General features: G+C 44.3%; 20 protein-coding genes. 6 read left to right on the top strand and 14 right to left on the bottom strand.

Features of this window, described 5'->3' with window-relative positions; all coding sequences use genetic code 11:
* Positions 1–120: 120 nt before the first annotated feature.
* The 4 genes from DCW36_RS04275 to DCW36_RS04260 all read right to left on the bottom strand — a co-directional run bounded on the left by DCW36_RS04275 (position 121) and on the right by DCW36_RS04260 (position 4940).
* The gene (locus DCW36_RS04275; protein ID WP_125185456.1) at positions 121–330 is read right to left on the bottom strand and encodes a hypothetical protein; all 210 of its coding nucleotides are present in this window, start codon (positions 328–330) and stop codon (positions 121–123) included.
* A 71-nt stretch (positions 331–401) separates the two neighbouring features.
* Complete coding sequence (locus tag DCW36_RS04270) at positions 402–1763, bottom strand: lipopolysaccharide biosynthesis protein (protein ID WP_114783169.1); 1362 nt, start codon at positions 1761–1763, stop codon at positions 402–404.
* 30 nt (positions 1764–1793) lie between these two features.
* The gene (locus DCW36_RS04265; protein WP_114783168.1) at positions 1794–4142 is read right to left on the bottom strand and encodes a GumC family protein; all 2349 of its coding nucleotides are present in this window, start codon (positions 4140–4142) and stop codon (positions 1794–1796) included.
* Between the two features lie 9 nt (positions 4143–4151).
* Positions 4152–4940 carry a polysaccharide biosynthesis/export family protein gene (locus tag DCW36_RS04260; protein ID WP_114783167.1) on the bottom strand — a complete coding sequence of 263 codons (789 nt, stop codon included), beginning with the start codon at positions 4938–4940 and terminating at the stop codon, positions 4152–4154.
* Between the two features lie 803 nt (positions 4941–5743).
* On the opposite strand from DCW36_RS04260, the gene xrtX reads away from it, so the two are divergent.
* Together xrtX and DCW36_RS04250 are read left to right on the top strand one after the other, a co-directional pair.
* Positions 5744–6274: an exosortase X gene (gene xrtX, locus DCW36_RS04255; protein WP_114783166.1), complete on the top strand. Its 531-nt coding sequence runs from the start codon at positions 5744–5746 to the stop codon at positions 6272–6274.
* The gene (locus DCW36_RS04250) at positions 6237–6740 is read left to right on the top strand and encodes an XrtX-associated membrane protein (protein WP_128396940.1); all 504 of its coding nucleotides are present in this window, start codon (positions 6237–6239) and stop codon (positions 6738–6740) included. The genes xrtX and DCW36_RS04250 overlap by 38 nt, the downstream gene beginning before the upstream one ends.
* Positions 6741–7084: 344 nt before the next feature.
* Here DCW36_RS04250 and DCW36_RS04245 read toward each other — a convergent pair whose 3' ends face one another.
* The 9 genes from DCW36_RS04245 to porX all read right to left on the bottom strand — a co-directional run bounded on the left by DCW36_RS04245 (position 7085) and on the right by porX (position 20546).
* Complete coding sequence (locus DCW36_RS04245; RefSeq protein ID WP_125185454.1) at positions 7085–7384, bottom strand: PID-CTERM protein-sorting domain-containing protein; 300 nt, start codon at positions 7382–7384, stop codon at positions 7085–7087.
* A 459-nt stretch (positions 7385–7843) separates the two neighbouring features.
* Entirely contained in the window at positions 7844–8086 is a 243-nt protein-coding gene (locus DCW36_RS04240) for a PID-CTERM protein-sorting domain-containing protein (protein ID WP_164891026.1), read from the bottom strand.
* 76 nt (positions 8087–8162) lie between these two features.
* Positions 8163–10190 (bottom strand): T9SS type A sorting domain-containing protein, encoded by a 2028-nt coding sequence (locus DCW36_RS04235; RefSeq protein WP_164891025.1) that lies wholly within the window; start codon positions 10188–10190, stop codon positions 8163–8165.
* A gap of 622 nt (positions 10191–10812) precedes the next feature.
* Positions 10813–11055 (bottom strand): PID-CTERM protein-sorting domain-containing protein, encoded by a 243-nt coding sequence (locus DCW36_RS04230; protein ID WP_164891024.1) that lies wholly within the window; start codon positions 11053–11055, stop codon positions 10813–10815.
* Between the two features lie 76 nt (positions 11056–11131).
* Positions 11132–13111 (bottom strand): T9SS type A sorting domain-containing protein, encoded by a 1980-nt coding sequence (locus DCW36_RS22465; RefSeq protein WP_164891023.1) that lies wholly within the window; start codon positions 13109–13111, stop codon positions 11132–11134.
* Between the two features lie 1741 nt (positions 13112–14852).
* Positions 14853–16196 carry an undecaprenyl-phosphate glucose phosphotransferase gene (locus tag DCW36_RS04220; protein ID WP_240676045.1) on the bottom strand — a complete coding sequence of 448 codons (1344 nt, stop codon included), beginning with the start codon at positions 16194–16196 and terminating at the stop codon, positions 14853–14855.
* 1120 nt (positions 16197–17316) lie between these two features.
* Positions 17317–18543: an alanine dehydrogenase gene (locus DCW36_RS04215; RefSeq protein WP_170312502.1), complete on the bottom strand. Its 1227-nt coding sequence runs from the start codon at positions 18541–18543 to the stop codon at positions 17317–17319.
* 1 nt (position 18544) lies between these two features.
* Positions 18545–18991: a tRNA (adenosine(37)-N6)-threonylcarbamoyltransferase complex ATPase subunit type 1 TsaE gene (gene tsaE, locus DCW36_RS04210; protein ID WP_240676044.1), complete on the bottom strand. Its 447-nt coding sequence runs from the start codon at positions 18989–18991 to the stop codon at positions 18545–18547.
* A complete protein-coding gene (gene porX, locus DCW36_RS04205) occupies positions 18984–20546 on the bottom strand; it encodes a T9SS response regulator signal transducer PorX (RefSeq protein ID WP_114783161.1) in 1563 nt (520 codons plus the stop codon). Before porX ends, tsaE begins: the two co-directional genes overlap by 8 nt.
* A 212-nt stretch (positions 20547–20758) precedes the next feature.
* On the opposite strand from porX, the gene DCW36_RS04200 reads away from it, so the two are divergent.
* The 4 genes from DCW36_RS04200 (at position 20759) to DCW36_RS04185 (ending at position 25593) form a co-directional block, all read left to right on the top strand.
* On the top strand, positions 20759–21988 hold the full coding sequence (locus DCW36_RS04200; RefSeq protein WP_114783160.1) for an HD domain-containing protein: 1230 nt from the start codon (positions 20759–20761) through the stop codon (positions 21986–21988).
* A 420-nt stretch (positions 21989–22408) separates the two neighbouring features.
* On the top strand, positions 22409–23146 hold the full coding sequence (locus DCW36_RS04195; protein ID WP_114783159.1) for a hypothetical protein: 738 nt from the start codon (positions 22409–22411) through the stop codon (positions 23144–23146).
* 180 nt (positions 23147–23326) lie between these two features.
* Positions 23327–24373 carry a patatin-like phospholipase family protein gene (locus DCW36_RS04190; protein ID WP_114783158.1) on the top strand — a complete coding sequence of 349 codons (1047 nt, stop codon included), beginning with the start codon at positions 23327–23329 and terminating at the stop codon, positions 24371–24373.
* Positions 24374–24480: 107 nt separating this feature from the next.
* Positions 24481–25593 carry a mandelate racemase/muconate lactonizing enzyme family protein gene (locus DCW36_RS04185; protein ID WP_114783157.1) on the top strand — a complete coding sequence of 371 codons (1113 nt, stop codon included), beginning with the start codon at positions 24481–24483 and terminating at the stop codon, positions 25591–25593.
* A gap of 101 nt (positions 25594–25694) precedes the next feature.
* Here DCW36_RS04185 and DCW36_RS04180 read toward each other — a convergent pair whose 3' ends face one another.
* A complete protein-coding gene (locus tag DCW36_RS04180) occupies positions 25695–26330 on the bottom strand; it encodes a DUF6799 domain-containing protein (protein WP_125185453.1) in 636 nt (211 codons plus the stop codon).
* Positions 26331–26481: the final 151 nt, after the last annotated feature.

Genomic DNA, 26481 nt, shown 5'->3' with positions numbered 1-26481 from the left:
TTAAAATTATAAATATAAAATGACACTTATTTTTCAACCAAACATAGTCTTTTTGAATCATTACAAGCAATTGATTTTCAACACCTTAAATTACCTAAATAGTTGCCATTGTTCAATAATTTACCAATAACAGGCACCTTCAACTACATCAGCAAACTTCGGCTCTTCATTCTCACCTGGCCTAACCCAATGGTCATTAAATAGATTAGCATATGGGAATCTTATTTTGTTTTCAACATCTCGAGCTCCCCTTATAACAGCTCCCAATATTACTTTAAGTATCCCAAAGCGAGCGAAAACAAAACTTCTTATTATTATTTTTAAACTCATATTCTTACATCAAGGATACTCTTTTCATTATAACAATATTTATAAACCATTAATATTTATAAATTTCTTCTTTATTTATTCCAGATTCCAGCTGCCTTTTGATTGATTATTTTATTAGCTTGAATGTAAAAAACAGCTCCCATTACAACAAAAACAATAGTATTTGCAGAAATTATTCCAGCAAGTCCATATATCTTAGCAAGATAAATAGCTAATGGTATGTTTACTATCGCACTAAATACTACTAATATTAGTTGTAGACGTATCTTATTTAAGCCATTCAATAAAAAAACATGTAATGTTTGCCAAATGTAAACTATAACATAAACCATTGTAGCAAGAGATAAGGAATTGTTTATTGTAATAGAAGTCCCTATCCATAGTTTATAAATAGGTTGAGCAAAGAAACATATAAGAATTGCAAATATTGAAAACAAAAACCAAAACTTTCTCATCAATAAAATGTTCTTTTTGATCCAATTGAAATCTTTTTTCACATAAGCATCAGTATATGCACTCCAGTAGGGTGTCACTATTATAGTAAATACCATAATAATTATTGAAAATAACTTATGAACAATATTAAATTCTGTAACAGCTTCTGGCCCTAACACTTGAGTAATAATAATATTATCTGTCTGAAACAGAATCATTGCACCTATTTGGACGATAAAGAAAGCTACACCGGTATTGAATATGCTTCCCGCATATTTAAAATCAACCATATTTATAGATGGTGCTACATGTTTAAATTCAGTTTTATAATACAACAAACTAGCGACTATCATTACAAGAATAGGTACTATTGATAGTGCTAGCGCCAAATTAAGTAAGCTTCCAGGAAGATTATCTTTTAGAATAAAAACAGTTATCAGTAGTCCTAACTGTCCAAAAAACGAAATGACTGAAGCTTTAGCCGGTTCTTGACATGCTGACAATACAATATTGACAGTTTGAACAACAAACTTAATACAAAATGAACCTAACATTATAAGTATAATAAGCTGTATGTTTTTTGAAACAGCAGGATCAAGATTTAATAATTCGTACCAGTTGACAAAAGGAATTATCAACCAAAAAAGGATGAACAATAAGGCAGATAGAATTAGTAGAATAGCATAAGTTGTGCTAACATATTTTCTTGCTTCTTCATACTCATGCAATGCCAACGATTCGGTTAGTTTATTTCGCAACCCATTACCCATCCCTACATCAAAAAAACTCATCCAGTTAATTATTGAACTGATTGTTAACCAAACACCATATTGCAGAGGACTAATGTAATTTATGGTCATAGGAACAAGCAATAACCCAATCAAAATAGTACCTCCTTTAACTCCAAAAGAAAAAATAATATTTTTTATAATTTTTTCAGATCGTTGATTATCACTTTTTAAAAGAGCACTAATCTTAGTACTTAACGCATATATCATTAGGCTTTCGACTTAAAAATATAATTGATTTTAAACAGATACCTTTATACTTTTTTTATCATTTGAATAATTTTGATAGCCATAGCCATAACCATAGCCATTTCTCTTCTTGGCATCATTTAAAACGATAACAGGCGATTGCAGCTTTTTATTTTTGTATATATCTTCAACTATTCTTAGTTGTGATTTATAAGTATAGCTATACCGAACCAGGTAAATGCTTGAATCCGTATATGGTGCTAGCGCAAATGCATCAGCTACCAATCCAACAGGAGGCGTATCAATAATTACATAATCGAATATTTCCTTAAGCTCATCTAGCAGCAAACCTACTTTTGCACTAGATAACAGCTCTACAGGATTAGGAGGAATAGGTCCGGAACCTAAAGCAAATATCCCAGGCACAGCCTCTACAGGTGTGATCATATCAGCTACTGATACCTTATCTGAAATTATGTAGCTTGTAACTCCAACGTCATTTGGCAGATTCAAATTTGCCATGATCATTGGTTTGCGGAGATCAAGATCCACTACGATCGCCCTTTTTCCTGTTACCACCATACTGGCAGCAAGATTTATACTGAAAAAGGTTTTCCCTTCTCCGCCCATACTCGAAGACACCATGATTACTTTGTTTTCTTTGCCAACTGTTGCAAACTGCAGGTTAGCCCGAATCATGTTGAATAATTCTACTACAGGGTCCCTGCGGCTTTTATTTACAATAAGCGATTCTTTGGTTTTAATATGGGATATTTCTCCTAAAACTGGAGTATTTGTTGCCTGCTCCACATCTTTCAGCACCTGCACTTTATCATCTAGCAAATCCCTGGTATAAATCCCAGCAAAAGGAACACCCACCCCTAGTAGGATTGCTAAAATATAAACCATAATTAGCTTAGGTTCTACCGGCCCTTCTGCCATAGCAGGATCTAACACGCGGCAATTTGCTACTGCCGCAGCCAGCGCCACACCAGCTTCTTCACGTTTTTGCAACAGGTACAGGTACAGCCCTTGTTTTATGCCTTGCTGCCGCTGAATTTCCAGCAGCTCCCGTTCAATGGCAGGCACCATCTGGATTTTAGTCTCGAAGCGTGCTGTGCTGGCTTTGAGATTATTTCGGGTAATTACAAGTCCCTTTCTGATATTCTGCAGGTTCTCAATAATATTTACCTTCAGGTTTGCCAACTGGTCATTAATATTCCGAACCAACATGTTTGAGGCCTGCGTGGTACGCAACATACGCTCCCGCTCCAGTTGTAATTCATTGAATTTGGAAATCAGCCCAAGTAAAGTAGGATCCTGTATACTAAGCGAGCTGGGTACCAGCTGGTATTTTTGCCCAGCATCTTTAAGATACTTTTCTATTGAATTAAGTACATCGAGCTGTATCTCATACTCTGCCAGTTGTTTGTTGTACTCACTAGCCCGCTGCACATACACTTGCGCATCTGAGCTGACGTCGGTCAGTTCGTTTGCACGTTTAAATTCTTCTACACCCTTTTCAACACTAGATAACTCTTCTGTCAGGAACTGCAGGCGCTCGTCAATAAAGTTAATGGTGCTCGAAGCTGTTACGTTTTTATCTTCAACGGCTTCTTGGTTATAAACTTCTACAAGTTTATTGATGATATCCATTCCCTTCTGCGGTACAGGATCCTTTAAATTAAGATATAGTACACTTGAATTTTTATTTGCCGGCGCTATTTCAAGCTTATAAGTATAATCATTGGCAAGCTGCTCCAGGTCATTGAATTCAACAACAACACGCTGCGCATCATAATCAGCTAAAGAGCCGGAGGCTGCTACAACGGTGAATACGCCGTAAGGCTTCTTAATCTCCTGCCCAAACTTATGTACTGATCTCTCAACCTCTTTGTCTTTCTGCTCTTCCAGCACAAAACTATTGTTGTCCTTTATATGAAGCACTATGGATTTGCCTAAGGCAGCATTCTCCAGTTGCTTCACGATCACTTTTAAAGGTAATTGATCTCCGTAAATTTCCACATCATGAACGCGCCCCTTTTTATAGTACGTAACATGAAGATCCAGTTCATTTAATACCCGCTGCATTAAGCTTACGGCATTTAATACCTCAATCTCATTATCTACATTTTTAGATGAATTAAAAATCTCCAGGTCGCTGAAAGCACTACCAGCCAAAAGATCCGTTCCTTTTTTATCATCCCGAATAAGTATTTTGCTGTAAATGTCATATTGAGGCACAGCATAGTAGCGCAGATACAGGAAAGCTACTCCTAAAGCCAGCACCACACCAATTAAAAACAAATACCAGAAACGCAAGTACTTTATCAACACAGCCTTCAGATCGATTTGCTCTGACTCTTCTGCCTGAAACTGGAAAAAATCTTTCTCTGTCATCCTTCTACGCTAAAATATTCTTGTTGCAATAACTATAAGTAACGATGTTACGGAAGCAATAATGGAGAGGGTCCTGGTATTAGTACTAGCCTGTACTTGCCGCATCCGGTCCGGCTCTACATACACCACATCGTTTTGCTGTAAATAAAAGTAAGGTGAGTTTAGTATTTCTTTATTATTAAGGTTCAGGCGCGCCATTTTACGAACCCCTTCCTCTTCGCGAATGACCAATACATTCTCTCTTTTCCCGTACGGCGTCATATCCCCGGCCATTCCTAAGGCTTCAATAATGTTGATACGTTCCGAGGGCGTCGTAAATGTAGCAGGCCTGTTTACCTCACCCACTACAGTAATCTTATAATTAAGGTAGCGAACATTAATGATTGGTTCCTTTAGATGCTCCTGCACCAGTTTCTCTAATTTATCTGTAACCTGTGTTTTGGTCAGGCCTGCTACTTTCACCTTCCCTAAAACAGGAAACTTAATATTCCCTTCCTGGTCAACCAGATATCCCTCTCTGGCCACAGCGCCAATACTACTATTGGTTGTGCTGAAATTTGTAATGCTACTTACCGTGGAGATTGTACCTGTATTAAAAAGAGCGCTTGCTTCCGGGTTTAAACTGGTGACAGTAATACTAAGAAGGTCGTAAGGTTGTATTTTAGGCTCAATTTCATTAACTATTTTCTCTTGATACATTGCCTGCTCCTCCAGATCGCTGAAATACGCAAGGTTACGGTGAGAGCAAGATGCAAAAGTTAGCAACATGCTTAGCAGATAAAGTATATTTATTTTCATGAACAGTATGAGATAGCTAATGAATTGCTTTATTTTACCTTAGCTGTTTTTTATGGAATTTAAATTTAATAACCTGAGGAGTTACGCTGAAGAGTTTTATAGCGCACCACATATGGCTAAAATGACAAAAGACTTTCATCATCTAAATATAAAATATACCCAAATAACTTAATAACGAATGCATAATCCGTGAAATAGCTCCAAAAAACATATTTTAAATAAACTCCTATTACTTAGAACTATATTCATTTTATCCTCACCTCAATATTAATAACTTTATTATTCTCATCCAATTATAATCCTTGTATTATTTTCAATATTTAATATATTTTTTCAAAAAGTAGGTTTTCATGCCTCAACCACCATTCTGTTTATAAATTTAAAAAACCATAAGAGAATACATGATTTTTTTAATTAATACTATATTTCCTTTAAGCTATCTATGTTCCGGCCGCCTTCATCTCTGAGTTTTATCTTTAACATCCGAAAAATTCAATATACTAAAAACGGAACTTGTATTTCGAAAAACATATTACTACACCTCCTATTATTACACCTATAAAACATGATTGAAACTTAATAAGTTAAAGAAACGAAAATAAGCTAAATTTAATCATTATTTAATTCTATAATATTTTTTTTATTTTTAATTATCTCTAATTTAGTGCGTAATTAAAGCACCTGACAGATGCCCTAAAATATTTTCACAGAAAGTTATCCTCTGTTATCTGTGGTCATCGCTATTTAATATTGAGTAAAAGCCTTATACTTTAGGAATAAGCAGAAATAAATCTTTATTTTTTATGAAAGAAAATAAAAAAGTAGTTTGGTTTATAGTTTCAGCTCTGGGAATGTACCTCGCCTGGTTCATTTTATATGGCTTTTGGCTAAGCAATTTCGACACCTGGCTTACAGTTAAATTAGCTGAAACTAGTGCAGTTTTTTTGCGCATAACTGGCTATGCAGCAGAAGCAAATAAATCTAACCTAATAATCGATGGTTATAATCTTGTACATGTTGATACTCCCTGTAATGGCATGGAATTAATGGCTTTATTTGCAGGCTTCATTATTGCCTTTCCAGGCCCGGTTTTAAAAAAGCTTATTTTTATACCTATCGGGATTTTTCTTATTAACTTTCTTAACATACTTCGCATAGCAGGTCTAGCCCTAAATGCCTTTTACAGTTATGAAACACTTGAGTTTAACCATAAGTACACTTTTACCATTATTGTCTACGCCTTTATTTTTGGTTTATGGATGCTGTGGGTAAAAAAATACTCATCTTTAAATAATTATGCAGTTACTACAGCACCTCAACAACAGACAGCCTAAGGTAGGCAGATGGGTCTTTTTTTCAGTGTTCTTTTTAGCATGGTTGATCACAGGCTTCTGGGAAAGGGTTTTTATGCAGAAATTAGAGAGTATTTATAAATTCGTCTTTGCGTCTCTTGGCGTATCTAACAACATGTTAGATGGGGCGCGAGTAGGTGGTATCACCACAGGCAGCAGTGGACTTGTAGTAATGAGTTATGGCTTACTCTATTCTCTATTGAGCCTTTTTGTCATTCACTTTTACTTTTTCCGAAGAGCAACAACAAAGATTGCGATTGGTCTTTATTGTGGCATCACAGTTCTCTTCCTGCTATTTAAAATTTCCGGTGTGATATTAAATCTTGAGCCCTTGCATTTAGTCTCTTTTAGAATTAAAGCGATTATTTTATCCCCCATGCCTATTATTCTACTCATACCTGCCCTTTACCTTGTATCAAATTCTCATAAAGTTGCTGTAACTAAATAGCTCTGTTTGTATTCAGTGCTTGATAATTTTTAAAAATAGACTTGTGATTGAAAGTGTTATAAAATTATTTTTTTTTAATATCACGGTAAATATAGATGACGACACAACTTCTCGGAATTCATTGTTCAGAGAATACAACTTAATCGTTCCGGATGATACAGTTAAAGTATTTTTTTAAGGGATTTCTTCATTTTGTATTTCCGATAAGTAATGTCGCTGTCTATAATATGCAAGAACACTAGGCACACTGTTTATTATAAATCGTCACAGATACAGAAAGCGCTGCAAAGAAAACATTTTCGGGCGCTTTTCTGTTATGTTGCTTGCTCTACTCCTGCTCCTATCTACTTCTTCCGCTGATCCCTAATTTTCTTCAAGCCATAAGCGGCTCCTGCTAATAAAAGTGCGCTTGCACCTCCATCGATGGGAACCCCGGCACCCGGTTTGCCATGTTTTCCAGGATGATTAGGATTACCCGGACTTGGTGCGTATCCCTGTTCTCCATTATTGTTGCTACCGTGATTTCCGTTATTTGCACCTCCTCGGTTTGCCGAATTATTGGCCATGGAGCCAGTGGTAGCAACAAGAAATAGTATTACCATCAGTAGTATCGAACGAGTCAGGAATAGCTTTAACTTTTTCATATAGTATATTAATTTTCAATACTATAAAAATTTTTTATCCTTATAGCCATCAAAGAACAACTAACATTTTGTTATAGTTATTAAAAAAATAGTTCTACAACAAAACTACTATACATATATTACTTTGCAAACATTTTATTAAACTATTAGAAAAGCATTAAATTTTGACTTTATTCGGCAGTTCAGTATAGAATTGAATTAAAGCGACATTATGTATTAATACCAGATAGTATTTATTCGCTTCCACATAAATATTTCTCCCTCCTGTCATACCGGAGGGATCTTGTGGGATAGCTGCACAAACATCTGCTAAAAGCCAAATCGTAATAGAAGATTCTTTTTGCTATTTGTTTTAACTGCTTTTTTCTGACATAATCTCCCACTACCTCTACCATAAAAATAAAGAGCCTCCGAAACTTCTGTTCCGGAGGCCCATGCTATCTTATGAGCGCCTGAATGTTATGCCTCTGGCTCCTGCTTTTTGCCTTTGCGCATCTCATGCACCTTCTTCAGTCCGTAGGCAGCACCCGCTGCCAGCAGCAGACCCGCACCGCCGTCAATCGGAACACCGGTCCTGCCTGCGCGACTTGGCCCCAGGTTGCCTGGCCTGCCGCCCTGGGCAAGGGCTCCTGTGGCGGAAAAGGCCAGCAATAGCCCCACTACCAGAACGGGACGCAGTATCAATATCTTTATCTTTTTCATGACTCGTACTTTTATCTTTTACAATCTCTTTTACTTAACCCGGAAGCACCTGCTACTGCAGGCGCTCCCTTTGGTCTTATTTGTCCAGCACTACCTTTTTCGTCAGCTTCTTACCGCCGGCCACTACTTGCAGGTGGTAAACGCCTCCGGCCAATCCGGCTGCTTCCAGGCGAACGCCTGCCTGTGCTTCGGCAGCGCTGAAGCGGCGCTCCAGCACCGGCTGGCCCAGCATGTTGTAGAGCACCACCTCTACGGCTTCCGTTCTGGCTTCAAGACCAGAAAGCAACAGGTGGATGTCGCCCTTGCTCGGGTTTGGATAAACCATCGCCTCTACCCCGGCGGCCGTTAACTGCCCTACGCTCAGCGGGCTGCCTGCCACGGCCGAGAAATTCAGCACGAAGCGGTGCGGATCAGTCGATGGGCTCAGGCTCAGGGTGATCTCCTTGTCCTGGCTCAGTGCATGGCTCTGCTTGGTCTCTTTGTCGTACAACTGCACTTGTGCCCCTGCCGGGAAGTTTACCAGTTTGGCTACCGAGAAGGTATAGCTGCCGGCTTTGGGCACGTAGAACTCCAGTGGGAGCGACTGAGCGACATTGTTGAGCGGAAGGCCTTTGATAGCCATAGCATCTTTACCCAGTTTGGCAAACAGCATTGGCTTGCGCTCAGAGTAAGTCTGCACTTTGTAGGCATCAAACTCACCGTTTACAGCTGTGGTGGCTTCCTGCTGGAAGTATATGTAAGCCTCATCCGCCAGCCCCTGGCTGTCTTTGAGGTTGAGCTGCAGTTGCGGACGCACATCGGCTGTGGTACGGAAGAAGTGGGCGCTGTTGCTGCTGCGGGCTGCATTGGTAAAGGTAAAGGTAACAGGTGCCGTCGCACGTACAAAGAAGGCCTGCATCGCAGCAATGGTATTAACACTTGCGTTGCCAATACCATTTACAAAGCTGATATAGTCGCCTTCATACTCACCGGTAGAGCGGCTCACGTAGATTGCAGCCTCAACACTTTTCGCTCCGCCAAGCAAAGGTTGCGCCGCATAAAGGGCATCCCACTCGATACTTGAGGCGTACGGGTTGCCCAGCAGGTGCCAGCCTGCTTGTTCTGCTGCGCCTTTACTCAGTTCTACATCAATGTTGCCATTGTTGAGCGTGCCGGTAAAGCTTACTTTTTCAGAAGCTGCAATGTTCACGGTATAGCCTCTGCCTACTTGCAGAACATCATCAGTGGTCGCAGGCGAGAACCAGCCGTAGTCAAAGTCGCTGGTGTAACCGGTACCGGTAAGCCTGCTCTCGTTATAGCCGAACACGTTCGGGAAAGGGGTAAGCGTAGCCGTGTTAACAGCTGTGTTATAAGCAGGGTTTACCACAGGTGTAAAACCGGTAGTGGCAAGTCCTGATACCTTAGCCCCGCTTACCGGCGAAGCATAGTGGCGGTAGCCCAGGCCACTGTTGAGGATTGGGTTGATGTAACGCTCTACCGTTACGTTGCCTGTCACATTACCGATCTGGTAATTGTTACCTACTACATTGGCTGTGGCAGTGCCATCAGAGAGCAGCCTAAGCTTTCCGTCAGAGTTCAGGTTGCCTACAAGGGTAAGCGTCTTTGCAACGGAAACAGGGCTATTCAGCGTCAGCGTAGCGCCATTTGCCACCGTCAGCGTCTGAAAAGCAGTAGAACTGGTGCCGCCTATGGCAGCCGTACCGTGGAAAACAACTGTTTCAATTGCATTCAGGGTGCCGTTGTTGATCAGGTCGCCGGTAAGGCTCAGCTGTGCATATACAGTTAATGTAGCTCCTGCTGCTATTGTTACGCCTTTGGCTGTAACGGCACTGGTGATAACAGGTGTGCCTGAATTTATCACGGCTTGCTTGTTGGCATTAGGCACACCGTCAGTCCAGTTGCCCGCATTCTCCCACATAGTAGAACTGGTGCCTTTCCAGGTGGTGGTAGAGGTAGTGGCGGCGGCAGAGACAAAGGCATCTTCGTCATTACCGTCTACATTTAGTGCGAATAAGGGTTGTGTGCAGGAAATTCCCAGAACAGCTATAAGCAGGGCATGCTTTAGCCGTGTTGCTTTCTTTGCAGTAGTAGATTGTTCATTCATGAATGATGACATTATGTTGAAAAATGATTTACTATTGTTTTGTACAGAACAGTATAAAATTGAAAGCAGATTACAGGCAAAAGGCTTTATATATTCTTGATATTGGCGGTCTGCGAATACTTCCCATTTGCAGACTACAATCTTTATTATAGATAATATTAAAAAAGGAACAGGCTAATCCGAATTCTATAATAAGAATATATTAATACAAATATAGTTTCCTAATTTTAAAAACAAAAAAATTTATTCTTTTTTTCACATATAACCTTTTTGATTCTAGTTCTGCTTCTCAGGCTACCCTTTTTGTAATCTCATTCATTGCCTTATGGTACAGTTTTTTATCAAAATTATTTAATATCAACCAGTAAAAAAATTCTTTTTACAGTTCAGAATTTAGCAGATGTTTCTGCAGCTATTCACAAGTTTCCCCAAAACGAGCTCGGGATTTTCAGTTTTCAGGATAACAGGAGCGAGCAATATTTATTTGGAAGCAAACAATTACTATTCTAATAAAATATTTCCTGGAACTCTGATCGGATCTCCCACTACCTCCACCATATAAGCAAAGAGCCTCCGAAACTTCTGTTCCGGAGGCCCATGCTATCTTATGAGCGCCTGAATGTTATGCCTCTGGCTCCTGCTTTCTGCCTTTGCGCATCTCATGCACCTTCTTCAGTCCGTAGGCAGCACCCGCTGCCAGCAGCAGACCCGCACCGCCGTCAATCGGAACACCGGTCCTGCCTGCGCGACTTGGCCCCAGGTTGCCTGGCCTGCCACCCTGGGCAAGGGCTCCTGTGGCGGAAAAGGCCAGCAATAGCCCTACTACCAGAACGGGACGCAGTATCAATATCTTTATCTTTTTCATGACTCGTAATTTTATCTTTTACAATCTCTTTTACTTAACCCGGAAGCACCTGCTACTGCAAGCGCTCCCATTGGTCTTATTTGTCCAGCACTACCTTTTTCGTCAGCTTCTTACCGCCGGCTACTAGTTGCAGGTGGTAAACGCCTCCGGCCAATCCGGCTGCTTCCAGACGAACGCCTGCCTGTACTTCGGCAGTGCTGAAGCGGCGCTCCAGCACCGGCTGGCCCAGCATGTTGTAAAGCACCACGTCTACGGCTTCTGCTCTGGCTTCAAGACCGGTAACAGACAGGTGGATATCGCCCTTGCTCGGGTTTGGATAAACCGTCGCCTCTACCCCGGCGGCTGCTAACTGCCCTACGCTCAGCGGGCTGCCTGCCACGGCCGAGAAATTCAGCACGAATCGGTGCGGATCAGTCGATGGGTTCAGGCTCAGGGTGATCTCCTTGTCCTGGCTCAGTGCATGGCTCTGCTTGGTCACTTTATCGTACAAATGCACCTGCGCCCCTGCCGGGAAGTTTACCAGTTTGGCTACCGAGAAGGTATAGCTGCCGGCCTTTGGCACGTAGAACTCCAGCGGAAGCGACTGGGCAGCATTGTTGAGCGGAAGGCCTTTAATAGCCATGGCGTCTTTGCCCAGGTTGGCAAACAGTGTCGGCCTGCTCTCGGAGTAGGTCTGAAGCTTATAGGCATCAAACCGGCCATTTACGGCTGTAGTGGCTCCCTGCTGGAAGTACACGTAAGCCTCATCTGCCATTCCTTTGCTGTCTTTGAGGTTGAGCTGCAGCTGCGGACGCTGATCGGCTGTGACACGGAAGAAGGAGGCGCTGTTGCTGCTGCGGGCAGCATTGGTGAAGGTGAATTTGACATTATTAGCCGTCGCACGCACAAAGAAGCCTTGCATCGCAGCAATCGTAAGTGCCTCCCGGTTACCAATATCATTAACATTGCTGATATAGCCACCTTCATACTCGCCGGTAGAGCGGCTCACGTAGATTGCAGCCTCAACAGCTTTCTCTCCAGGCTCTCCGCCCAGCATATCAGGTTGTGCCTCATAAAGAGCGTCCCACTCGATGCTCGAGGCGTACGGATTACCTAACAAGTGCCAGCCGGATTCTTCTGCTGTGCCTTTGCTCAGCGTTACCTCAACTTTTTTGTTGTTGAGCGTGCCGGTAAAGCTTACTTTTTCAGAAGCTGCAATGTTAACGGTATAGCCTCTGCCCACTTCCAGTACATCAGCAGTGGTCTCTGGCGAGAACCAGCCGTAGTCGAAGTTGCTGGTGTAACCGGTACCGGTGAGCCTGCCCTCGTTATAGCCGAACACGTTCGGGAATGGGTTAAGCGCAGCCGTGTTAACAGCTGTGTTATAAACAGGGTTTACCACAGGTGTAAAGCCGGTAGTGGCAAGTCCTGCTACCGTTGCCCCGCTCACCGGCGAAGCATAGTGGCGGTAGCCCAGGCCATTGTTGATGCTTGGGTTAATGTAACGCTCTACCGTTACATTGCCCGTCACATCACCGATAATATTATTGTCGCCTACTACACTGGCTGTACCAGTGCCATCGGAGAGCAGCGTAAGCTTTCCGTCAGAGTGCAGGTCGCCGTTAAGGGTAAGGGTTCCGGCAACAGAAACAGGGCTATTCAGCGTCAGCGTAGCCAAGTTTGCCACCGTCAGCTTCTGGAAAGAAGAAAGGCTGGCACCGCCTATGGCACCCGTACCGTGGAAGATAACCGTTTCATTTGCATTCAGGGTTCCATTGTTGATCAGGTCGCCGGTAAGTTCCAGCTCCGCATTTACTGTTAAAGCAGCTTCCGCTCCTATTGTTACGCCTTTGGCTGCAGTTGGAGAAGAGACAACAGGCGCACCTGCATTTATCACGGCTTGCTTGGTCGCGCTAGGCACACCGGCGCTCCAGTTGTCCTCGTTTTCCCAGGCAGTAGAAACCGAACCGTTCCAGGTGGTAACAGTTGCTTCAGCTACGCTCAACGTAGCAACACCACTTGTAGTAGTGCAGGTACCTGCTCCTGTAACTACAACACGGTACTCATAACCGCTCATAGAAACAGCAGGCTTTGTTAAGCTAAGGGTTGCCGTTGATGCACCAGCATAAACACCTCCATTAGTTACTGGATTCCATGAACTGGCAGAGCTTGTTTTTACCTGCCACTGATAACCGGCAGCGTTTGTTGCTGTAGTTGTGAAGGAAGCGTTTTCACCGTAGGTAATGGATTGATTTGATGCTGTTGTCGCAGTTGGAGTAGGATTTACTGTAAGCGTAAAGGGGTTAGATGTAACTTCAGGACACGCACCGCTTTTCACTACCGCTCTGTAATAAGTAGTAGCTGTTATGTTAGTGTATGCTAACGTTGTTGTTGTATTAGCTATTTGAGTCCAGGCAGTGCCGTTCGTGGATGACTCCCACCTTACCACACCTCCGGTCGAACCTGATAAAGATAAACTTCCACTAGCACCTGAGCATACAGGAGAAATACCACTTATCGTTCCAGCAACTGAAGATGGGCTCACTGTAATATTAATAGGGCTGCTAGTGGCTGTCGTAGTAGTAGCACATGGTGCATTAGATGTCATTACACAGGTAATAGCATCATTGTTAGCCAATCCTGTTGCAACATAAGTTGCGCTGTTTGTACCAACATTACTGCCATTCTTCTTCCACTGATAAGAAGGAGACGTGCCCCCATTGGTTGGTGTAGCTGTAAAAGTAACGTTACTACCGGAGCAGGTAGGATTTGTACCTTGTGTAATGGCAATACTAACACTTGGTGTTACTGGAGCTGTAAGTGTAAAGTCTGAACTTGATGGACTAGTAACAGTAGGGCCAATTGAACCCACTCTTAAATATCTGGTACCAGAACCTTCTGGAAGAGTAACTGTATAAAAAATGGTCGCAGTTTCTCTGTTTGCTGAAAGAGGATATGATGCAGAAGTAAAATTTGATCCTAGAGTTGTCCAACCTCCCGTTCCAGTATTTGAAATTTGAACGTAATATTCTGTTGTTGCCTTAAAATGATCAGCAGAATTACCATTTGTGTGTTCAAGCCTAAAAGCAATCTCCAACTGCGAATTAGCACAAAAGGAATTCCCTGTAAAAGTTGGTGCATAAATTTTCTGCGCCTGCGCTCCTACTGCGGCCAGCAGCATGAAGGCCATAACGAGCATTAGCCCCCTAAAAGCAAAGTATCCTCTTGCTTTTTGTTTTAGTAAAAGTTTAACATTCATAAAATTTATTAGATAAAGGGTTTAGGTTTTTGAATTATAAGAGCCAAAGTGGATTGATTTTTAATAAACTTTTAGGGGTACCGGCATTATGTCAGGAAAACAGTAATTTCAACAGGAATAAAATTTGATACTGCTTGAACTACTTGGTAATTATATTTTTTATATAATTATTTATAAAATCAAAAGTAAACCGCATTTCCTTATTAACAAACACCTTAACTTATTTTTTTTATTAAAAAAATATTAAAAAATTCTTAACTTATCTTTAGCCGATCATAACAAGATTCGCATCCTACACTTTAAGCAAACCAGCTTATGATATTTCTAAGTTATACCGGATAATATACAGTGCCTTCCATCTCTGAAATTACATTTAGCCGACCTACGTGCAGTTCGCCCACAAGATCCCCCGAATCAAGTCCGGGATTTTCAACCTACGGGATGACAAAAGGGGAATTGGTTTGCGGAACAGTGTAAATACTATCTGGCATTATTTTAGGGTTAGATTATCTTACTTCTGCTCTTCTTTTAAAGAACAAGTTCCTTATAAAGAGAAGCTTTAATAAGCTTTTTCGTCACCACGAATGGCATTCCACACCGTTAGGAAAATTATCTTCAGATCCAGGAGCAGGTTCCAGTTTTCCAGGTACCAGAGATCTGCCTCCACCCGTTTCTCCATTTGCCTGGTGTCTTTTGTTTCACCACGGTATCCGGATACCTGTGCCCAGCCGGTAATACCTGGTGTTAAGAAATGGCGAACCATAAACTTATTGATAAGAAGCGAATAGTCTTCGGTGTGCTTGATCATGTGCGGACGTGGTCCAACAACTGACATATCGCCTAACAACACATTAAAAAACTGAGGAAGTTCGTCGATACTGGTTTTGCGCATAAAAGCTCCCACACGTGTGATGCGTGCATCTCCTTTACAAGCTTGCTTGCTATCGGAGTCGGCATTAACTGTCATACTCCTGAACTTAAGACAATAGAAAGGCCTGTTATTTTTACCCGACCGTAATTGTTTAAAGAAAACAGGCCCTTTTGAATCCAGTTTAATGATGATAGCCATCAGTGGTATAAACCAACTCAACAAAAAAACCACCACAATGAAGGAGAAAGCTATATCGAACCCGCGTTTCACAATTTCATTTGCCTTGTTCTCCAGTGGCTCCTGGCGGGGAGATAATACCGGCATATCGCCGTACACCTCCAGCATCACGTTTCTATCATACAAGGCTGTTAGATCCGGCACCAGCCTGAAGCGTATCATGTGCTTATCAGCCTCGAGCATCAGCCTTTTGATCTGCTCCAGCTGGCTGCTCTGCAGCGCACAATACACCTCTGTAACGTTGTTCTTTTTGGCGTAGCTGATACAATCATCCACCTTTCCCAATATAGCTTGCTCCTGCCCCTGTTCAGAAACAGGCTCGTCTTCAAAAAAGCCGGCTACATTATATCCCAACTGCGGATTTTCGACAATGTGCCTGTACAGGTTCTGCCCGATCTGGTTTGCTCCTACAATTACTATCTTTTGATATTCGATCCAGAACTTTCTCCTTATTTTCCGCAACGACAGAAACGACACTTTCCAGAGGAGGATGGCAAAAGAAAAAAGAGACAGCGCAATACGAAGAAAGTCATCAGACAGGCTCAGCCCTGGCAGTAAACCGGTGAGCAGCGCAGGCAGCAAGAAAAAGGTAGCCAGCGAAGCCAGCATAGTTTTTAGAACTGGTACAGCTTCCTTTCTTAATACATCTTCATAGAGTCTTGCTAACGTTGTGCAGTAATACCACAGCAGATTCAGTAGCAGAAAGTTGATCTTATAGAAGTCTGGAACGTTAGACCATAAAAGATGCGGGTTCTCTACAACAAAAGCAACGTATAGTACCAGGTTCAACAGCATGTAATCCACAATAATATTAACACACTTAAAAAGGGTGGCGTATCTGTATGTCATAAAGCTGGATTTAGTTTATTATAATATATTGTCATTTTATTGCACTAAAGTAGAATCAAGATTTTTATAATACAACTAAAAAAATATATTTTTATAAAATCCTATTTCTATATTCTGATTATGCGAATTTTACTAACAGATATTAGGGGTATTGATTAACTCAGAGTATTGTAGCAGCCACTGTTTAGACAGTGATCTTAGCAAACTCCACCAGATTCACAAACTGAATACCAAACTTGCAAAGGCCCAAATAACAATAATTAAACTATTTTAATTATAATTTTAAAGTTTTAAAGTACCATTTTGGGAAAAAGCTTTACTATTTTTGGAAAAGAAACTTGATAATAGAGAATTTAGAGAATCGCTTTAAACAACAATACCCAGATGGTGATTGAACAGGAAGGATAAACTACTTAATTAACTGTACTAAAAAAAGTTATAAATTATTTTCTCCACCTTTTGCAACCGCAGATGAAAGCTTATTTTTATCTCCTGATATTGTGCGAATGTTGCGTTCGTGCGTCCGGTAGAAGGCTGGGGCGTTTCAGTTTAAAATTTATAGCGCGGGTGTCCCTTCGTGTTTACCACTCGCGGCCTCTGCCGCAGTAATACCACATAGTATTTATTTGCTTCCATATAAATATTTCTCCCTCCTGTCATCCCGAACGGATCTTGTGGGCTAGCTGCAGAAACATCTGCTAAAAGCAGATTCGTAATGGAAGATCCTTTTTGCTATTTGCTCTAAATTGACTGAAGATTAGTTTACACCGGCCAGCGGCCGCGAGTAGTAGACACAAACGAAGACGTTCGCGCCTGGTGTAGTTGTAAGAAACGGCCCTGCGGTAGTAGGGTAACTTTATCACTGTTCTTCCAGTGATTCTCTTTGTATTGAAGATGAATAAAGAAAACATAGTAAGCCCTACATCAACAAGATAAATTGTGCATTCCCACTTCAACGGCTTATGAGAAATGAACTCCTCCCACCACCACACCCACTACTCCTCCCCTGAAAGCAAAAAACCCGCCGAAGCGGGTTCTATACAAAATGTAAAAGACCGACCACCTGCTAATTTCGCACAGCAATCATCAGCCCCAGCTCTTTATACCGCATGCCAAACCGCTTGGCGATAGGGGCATTAGTGAGGCTGCCTTTGTAGATGTACACGCCGCTGCGGTAGTGCTCGTTCATGAAGAGCACTTCGTTTACGCCGCCGTACTTTGAGATTTCGGTGAAAATGGGGGTAAAGATGTTGCTGAGGGCATTGGAGGCAGTGCGTGGAACGCGCGATGGAATGTTGGGTACGCAGTAATGAATGATATCGTACTTACGGTAAACGGGGCGGCTATGTGATGTTACTTCAGACGTTTCGAAGCAGCCGCCCTGGTCGATGCACACATCTACAATGACAGAGCCAGGCGCCATCTGCGACACAATATTCTCTTCTACCATACAGGCAATGCGGCCTTCCTCTGCCACGAGAGCACCTATCACCACATCCGCCTGTTTTATTTCGGAGTACAACACGGCTTTGTCGAGGGTGGAGGTGAACAGCTGGGTGCCAATGTTCTGCTTGAGGCGGCGTAGCTTGTAGATTTGATTGTCGAAAACCTTGACCTCGGCTCCCAATCCCAGGGCTGCACGGGCCGCATGTTCTGCCACGGTACCTGCACCCAGGATAACTACTTTGGATGGCGGAACTCCTGTAATGCCTCCCAACACCACACCTTTGCCCTCTTTGCTGCTGCTCAGGTATTCGGCGGCAATCAACATAACCGTGCTACCGGCTATCTCGCTCATGGCACGCACCACCGGTTTTGATTCCGACTTGTCCCGTATCAGCTCAAACGAAATGGCATTTATTTTCTTCCGCAGCAGGGCGTTGATATAATCTGACGTCAGGTGACCAAAGGCCAGGGCGGAAATGAGGGTCTGGTTGGGCTTAAGGTATTCAATTTCGCCGTAGGTAGGCGGGGCAATTTTGAGGATAATGTTTGCCTCGTACACCTCCTCCGGCGAATACACGATCTGGGCGCCGGCCTCCGAATATTCATGGTCGGAGTATTTGGAAGGCCCCCCAGCCCCTGCCTCAATCACGATTCGATGCCCCTGCTCGGTAAGCTGCTTTACGGCGTCCGGTGTCAGCCCTATCCTGTTTTCCTGAAACGAAGACTCTTTGGGAAGCCCAATAAAAAGGCTGCGGCGCCTCTCCTCTACCGCCAGCATCGATTCCTTTGGATAAAGTGCGGCACTCGAAGCTATTTTTCCCAAATTCGCGGCCAATCTCTCCGTCATATTATACTTTCTTAATGGTCATGATACGCGACGCACCAGCGGTGTCGGGCTGTAACGATACGAGCAGGTAATGCTCGGGCAACAGATTCGGGATAAGCGACGGCCACTCTACCAGGCACAGCTCCCCCGAATCGAAATATTCCAGGGCACCTATGCCGAGCGCTTCCTGCTCGTCTTTGATCCTGTAAAAATCAAAATGGTAAATAACCTTGCCGGCTGTAGTTTCATACTCGTTTACCAAAGCAAAGGTAGGGCTGCTCACGTTTCCCTCCACGCCCAGTTGGCGGCACAACTCCTTGATCAACGTGGTTTTGCCGGCCCCCATGGGCCCGTCGAACAGGATGAACGGCTCCTGCTTTGCCTCTTCTGCCAGCATCGCCGCTGCCGCCGGCAAATCTGCCAGCGACTTCATTTCCACTCTTGCTTTTTCTACTACGGAATTATGCATTTTTCGGCGTAAGTGTTACCAACGGAATTATAACTTCTTCCAGCGAAATGCCTCCATGCTGAAAAGTGTCTTTATAATAATTCACGTAGTAATTATAGTTGTTTGGGTACGCAAAAAAGTAATCTTCTATTGCAAATACAAACGTAGTAGAAACATTGGCTTTTGGCAAGAAAAATCGTTCAGGTTTCCGCACTGTAAACACATCTTTATCGGTGTAGCCCAGGTTTTTACCGTGTTTGTAGCGCAGATTGGTATTGGTGTTGCGGTCGCCGATAATTTTGAACGGCCGTTTCACCCGTATGGTGCCGTGGTCGGTGGTGATGATCAGGCGCGCCTTGCGTTCCGAAATAAGCTTCAGGGTTTCAAACAGCGGCGAGTGCAGAAACCAGGACCGGGTGATGGAGCGGTACGCCGATTCGTCGGGCGCTAGTTCACGTACCATGTTGCTGTCGGTGCGGGCATGAGAAAGCATGTCCACGAAATTGTAGACGATCACGTTCAGCTTGTTGTTATCCAGGTTGTTGAACTTGGCCAGCAGGTCTTTACCGGCGGCGGTGTTTGTTATTTTGTGGTAGCTGTGCTTGTCGGTAATACGGTTCTGCTGGCATTGTATGTCCAGGAACTCCGGTTCGTGCAGGTTTTTGCCTTCTTCCTCGTCGTCGCCCACCCACAGGTTGGGGTAGCGCTTGATGATTTCGGTAGGCAGCATGCCCGAGAAAATGGCATTACGAGCATAGGCAGTGGTGGTGGGCAGTATGGAATAATACATCTCCTCCGAATCAACGGTAAAGTATTCCAGGATGAGCGGCTCCAGCACCTTCCACTGATCGTAGCGCAGGTTGTCGATCAGCAGGAAATAAACGGGCTTTTCCGATTCCTTCATCATCGGGAACACCCGCTCCTTAAACACCTGGTGCGACATGAGCGGCGCATCCTCTGCGTCTTTGTTTATCCAGTCTTCGTAGTTCTCCATGATGAACTTGGAGAAATTGGAATTGGCCTCGTCCTTCTGCATGTTGATTACGTCGGCCATGCTTTTGTTTTCGGTCTCGTCTATTTCGAGCTCCCAGTACACCAGCTTCTTGTAAATATCGGCCCACTCCTGCGGACTCAGGCGCTCGCCAAAGGCCATGCCCAGCGACCGGAAGTCGCGCTGGTAGCTCATGTTGGTGCGCTCCGACACCAGCCGTTTGTTCTCGAGCACTTTTTTAACCGAAAGCAAAATCTGGTTAGGGTTGAGCGGCTTGATGAGGTAATCGGTTATCTTAGCGCCAATGGCCTCCTCCATGATATGCTCTTCTTCGCTCTTGGTGATCATGATAACCGGAATAGCCGGACGAATGGCCTTTATCTCAGTCAGCGTTTCCAGGCCGCTGATGCCGGGCATGTTTTCGTCGAGGAACACCACATCGAAAGCCGACTCCTGTATCTTCTCGATGGCATCGGCACCACTGTTTACGGGCGTGATATCGTAGCCTCGCTCGGTAAGGAAAAGGATATGGGGCTTGAGCAGGTCTATTTCATCATCGGCCCATAAAATACTGTATCTTTGCATAGTTTTATATTGGTTTTGCGTAATTTTTACTGTTATTATAACTTACGTAAATAAGCAGGTAACTTAGTGTATACTGGCAGATGCTTTTTTAGTTTTTTGTCTGAACCACAGATTTAACAGATTAAAGGATTCCACAGAAATTTCTAAAAACAAAATTAACGGGTAGGCAACACCCGCTGCTTATACGCTTAAGCCTTTAAACACAACTCCGTTTGAACAAGAAAAAAATATTTAACGACCCGGTCTATGGTTTTATTACCGTACCTACCGACCTGCTGTTCGACATTATTGAGCACCCTTACTTCCAGCGCCTGCGCCGCATAAAGCAGCTGGGGCTTACGGAAATGGTGTACCCGGGAGCGCTGCACACACGTTTTCATCATGCGCTGGGCGCCATGCACCTCATGGAAACCGCCCTGAGCACCCTCCGAAGTAAAAATAATGAAATAAACGATAAAGAGTACGAAGCATCGCTGATTGCCATCCTGCTGCACGACATCGGGCACGGTCCTTTTTCGCATGCCCTGGAAACAGCCATCTTCAGCAATGTACACCACGAGCACCTCTCGCTGCACATTATGCAGCTGCTCAACGAGGCTTTTGGCGGCAGGCTGGAACTGGCCATGCAGATTTTTACCGGTACCTACCACCGCAACTTCTTTCACCAGCTGGTAACGAGCCAGCTCGACATGGACCGCCTCGACTACCTGAACCGCGACAGCTTTTACACCGGCGTGTACGAGGGTAAAATTGGGGCCGACCGTATCATCAAAATGCTCGACGTGGCAAACGACAAACTGGTAGTGGAAGAAAAGGCAATTTACAGCATCGAAAATTTCCTGGTGTCGCGGCGGCTGATGTACTGGCAGGTGTACCTGCACAAAACCGTAATCAGCGCCGAGAACATGGTGCTGCGCACGGTACAGCGCGCGCGCCAGTTGCTGCAGCAGGGCCACGACGTTCCCGCCAGCCCCTGCCTCCGCTTTTTCCTGGCCTCCAACCTCACCCTGCAGGATTTCGAGGCCGATCACAGCATCCTGGAACGCTTCGCCTCCCTCGACGACCACGATGTGTGGAGCGGCATCAAGCAATGGGCGTCGCACTCTGACCGTATTCTCTCGTTCCTGGCCACCAGTATCCTGAACCGCCGGCTCTTCAAGGTTATCATCTCCGCCAAACCCATCGACAGTGAATTTCTGCTGGGCATCAGCGAACTGGTACAGGAGCATTTTAAAGTGAGCCCCGAAGAGGTAAAGTACCTCATGATTTCAGGCAAGATCAGCAACAACGCCTACCAGGCCGAGGGCCAGTCGATTGATGTGCTTACCAAGGCGGGTTATATGGTGGACGTAGCCGATGCCTCTGACCTGCCGAATATCCGGGCGCTGGGACATAAGGTGGAGAAATACTATGTGTGCTACCCCAAGGAAGTGGCGCATTAATTTCAGCAAACTTTTTCATACAAGCAGAAGCTTATAAATTACCTGGTTCATTATTTTTTTGAAATATTCTACTATATTGCTCCCGGTTTGCCGCCAGTTGTTTTAACCTGGCAACAGCAATACCTCCATCAATCTGGTAACACTACAATTCAGCTCAATAGTATAAATTTTCCTGCCACTCCGACGCATACGTAGGTGATGGCCAGGTATCCGGCAAATTTTGCTTTTAGTAAAATGTAGAGCTTAAATTTTTAAGCTTGCCGGTTGTATTTCTCTTCAGCAGAGCGAGCGTATGCATCCGCTACGGGCATGGTATAGTGTTTCGGAAGAGTTGATGGGATAAATCACGATTCCCTGGTATTTTATTAACAGAAGATCATATTTAAAGCTTTATTATTTCACAATTAAAAATTTACGCACATGAAAAAAATTTTACTGCTGTTATTGGGGTTCATCGCTCTTCATCCTGTTGCATTCGGACAGGTAGATGAAACCAGAAATTTTATTTACCTGTATTCCGATTCTGTAATTTATGCCAGAACTATTGATTATAAAACGCCACTTTTAGGCGGAGCGCACTTAATTGTAGACGCCAGAAAAGTAAAAGGTGAGTTAGTAAAGTTTTATCAAAACGAAAAAGGTTTTTTTGCAAATACCAGTAACTTAAACTTTACTGGCGGGACAACATTTTCAGAAAGGATCAGGAAAGGAAAAATTAACTTATACGAATTAGAAACTGTCAATTATTCCCCTGGTCATTTCAGTCCCGGAACCGGAATGTATACCGGTGGCGGATCGTCCAGGAACATCAAAAATTATTACAACATTGGGTTTGGTGAGCTAAAAAAAGCAGATTACAAAAACCTGAGCGTTGATTTAGGTGAAAACCCGGAGAGTCTGGCTCATCTAAATAAATATAAATCAAACACAAATACACAAACAATTTTATATGTTGTGGGTGGAGCAGCTATACTTGGCGGTATAATTAGCTTCGCAAACAGTGGCGAACCCCAAAACAACGAAGTGCACGCCACTCCAAACATGACAGTTCCACTGATAGGTTTAGGAATTGGCGGCGCCAGCCTCTGGACTAGCTACCTGATATCGCTTTCCAAACCAAAACACCTCCGGTCCGCTATCGACGCCTACAACAGATAATGCTGTGCAGCGGGTGTGGTGGCTGAAGCTGCATTACTTTCGTGCTGTTTTACTGGAAAGGCTCCCGCAAACGAACTCTAAAAACTATCCTGCCACTTTTACCAGTGCCAGGATAGTTTTTTTTACACAGACCGTAAAAACAATAAATAATTTACTAAACATTCGTCCCGGTAGAAGCCCATGAAAAGGTTCGTAACAACAGCACTCATTTTACTTTTCCTGTCGCTGCCGGGCTTTTCCCAGACCTGCGCGTTTCAGAACCTGGTGTTTGAAGGTGCCGGCATCCGTGGGCTTGCCTATGCGGGCGTAATCGAAGAACTCGAGAAGCACGATAAGCTGAAGGATGTGCAGAAAGTTGGAGGAACCTCGGCAGGAGCAATTACGGCACTGATGGTTTCGCTAGGGTACACATCCGAAGAAATAGCTGAAATTATTTCTTCCACGCAGTTCAGCAGGTTTAACGATGGCCGCTTTATGTTTGTCGGTGGCCTGGTGCGCATGAATAAAGTGTACGGCTGGTACCGGGGCGAAAAATTTACCGAATGGCTGGGAGCGTTAATTGAGCAGAAAACCGGAAATGCGGATATTACATTTGAACAACTTAGCCAGAAAGGCTACAAAGACCTGTATGTAACGGCAACCTGCTTAAACCGACAGCAGCTCCTCGTGTTCTCCAGAGAGAACTATCCGCACATGAAAATAAAAGATGCCGTCCGGGTTTCCATGTCGATACCGTTGTACTTTCAGGCTGTGTTTATCGACAGTACCGGGGCGGTTTACAAAAAACCAGATAAAACAAAAGAACTTGACATCGTGGTGGATGGCGGCATCATCGGCAATTTTCCCATCTTCCTGTTCGACAGGACCGAAACAGATGCAGCCAGCCTACAGCACAGGATACCAAACCCGCAAACAATCGGCGTCCGGATAGATACTGATGTGCAGATACAGAATGATGCCAGCTCACGGGAACTGGTACCGCTGGAAATAAACAGTTTCAACGACTACATCGCTGCCTTTTACATCTTCGTGCTCGAAAACCTGAACCGCAACACCTTAACGGAGGCCGACTGGTCCCGGACCATCTCCATCTCTTCCGTAGGCATCACCCCCAGGATAAAACGTTTGTCAGCTGCACAAAAAGAGAAACTGGTAAACAGTGGAAGAGAATTCACGGCCGCCTATTTATCGCAGAACTGTGCTGCTGCTACTGAACGCAACAAGTAAACCTACTCATTCTTTTCACGCCTCCCAACAACTAACCAAAATAAGGCAACACTGCCATACCTTTTCTACCCTATGCGTAACATCATGTAAAACGGGAACTCTAGCGGATGAATCCGATGAAAATTACGCAGATCGAAGTCTACAAATCGCCTATTAAACTGAAAGCGCCCTTCGTAACGGCTTTAGGCCCGCATACCTGTGCTGGAAATGTAGTGGTGGTTATCCGGACGAACGAGGGAATTACCGGTTTTGGGGAGTGCAGCCCCTTTATGGCTATAAACGGCGAAAGCATGGACACCTGCTTTGTGGTGGCGAAGTACCTGGCCAACGTGCTGAAAGACAAAAACCCGCTGGACATGGAGGCATGTTCCCGGGCCATGGATGCGGTCATTTACGGCAACGCCAGCATCAAAAGTGCTTTCGACATGGCCCTGTACGACATTGCGGCGCAACAGGCCAACCTGCCGCTGTTTGCTTTTTTGGGAGGTTCGAACAATAAAAAAATTACCACCGACTACACCGTCAGCATTGGCGATCCGCAGAAAATGGCAGCCGATGCACTGGCTATAAAGAACCGTGGCTTCCGGTTGATCAAAGTAAAACTGGGCGAAGCAGCAAAAGATGTGGAGCGGATCCGGCTTATCCGGGAAGCGGTCGGGGAAACCATACCTATCCGGATAGATGCCAACCAGGGCTGGAGCAAAGCCGAAGCCATCGAAACATTAAAGGCCCTGGCGCCTTACCAGATCCAGTACTGCGAAGAACCTATTCCCCGCTGGAATTTTATGGCGCTGCCGGAAGTGCGGCAGCAAAGCCCCATCCCCATCATGGCCGACGAATCCTGCTGCGACCACCACGACGCCAAACGCCTCACCGACCTGGCTGCCTGCGACTACATCAACATCAAGCTCGGTAAATCGTCGGGTATTTTCAAAGCCCTTAAAATTATCGAAGTGGCAGAGCAGGCAGGACTGCAACTGCAGGTAGGAGGTTTCCTGGAATCGCGTTTGGGCTTTACGGCTTCAGCCCACCTGGCCCTGGCCAGCGACAACATCGTCTACTTCGACTTCGATACGCCGCTGATGTTTGTGGAAGACCCTGTAGCAGGCGGCATCCGCTACGACAGCACCGGCGGGGTAACGCTGCCCGACCAGCCGGGCCTTGGCGCAACAGTCGATGCGCAGTACCTGCAGCGGCTGGAAAAGATGATTATCAGTTAAGGCCCGTAAAACAGGTGTAAACGCTTTGCTGCAGCCGCCACCACAGCCTCTGCTCCTGTTTTGCCGGGAGCAGAGGCTGTGGTGGCGGCTGCAGAACAGTTTTATTCTTCCGCTTTCTGCTCCTGCGCAGGCTGTGGCTCTAACGATTTCAGTTCCTGGTCAATCTGTTTAAGCCGGGCATTGATCGTTTTTAGTTCTTCATTCTTTGGAATTTCCTTCGTTTTCAGCCTGTTCATCAGTTCGGCTTTCTGCACTACCAGGCTGTTCTTTTCCGAAATCAGAGCAGAGCGCCGGGAGTGATCGGTGGTCAGCTGTCCCGTATTACCAGCTTCGGAAGGGTCCACCACGACAATGGTGCTATCGCCTGTTGTGATAATCTGCGTTGCCGTGTTGCCCAGCATGCGCTGGGAATGGCTCTGGATAGCTTCGGGCTTCATCATATCGTATTCGAGCAGCACAATTTTACCCATTTTGTTAACAGCATACCCTTCGCGGAGTTTCTGCGGTTTTTTACCGGGCAGTACCACGGTGCCATCCTGCATCACCTTGGTACCATCTTCCATGGTCACATCTTCTTCCATCGGAGTGATGGTTCCGTCGGCAATATGGATCATCTTGCCTTCGTGCATGCCATAGCCTTCTTTCAGGGCTTCCGGGGTGTTGGTTTGCGCCCAGGCCTGTTGCGCCCCCGGCACTAGCATAAAACATATAAAAAGTATTGTAAACAGCTTTTTCATGATGATAGGTTAAGTTTAGTATATTTTGCGTAAAAACCCCGATATGGTTGCACCCGCTCTTATATAATTTATCGCAGCCCGGCATTTACACCCTCTTCCTGTATTTGTGAGCACGGACAAGGTACATGCAGCCTGTTTTATTTAAGTCTCT

This window comes from Botryobacter ruber, from assembly GCF_003347595.2.
Lineage (GTDB): Bacteria > Bacteroidota > Bacteroidia > Cytophagales > Hymenobacteraceae > Pontibacter > Pontibacter ruber_A.
Note: the sequence above shows the minus strand (reverse complement) of the source record. Positions and strands in the feature narration are given on the sequence as shown.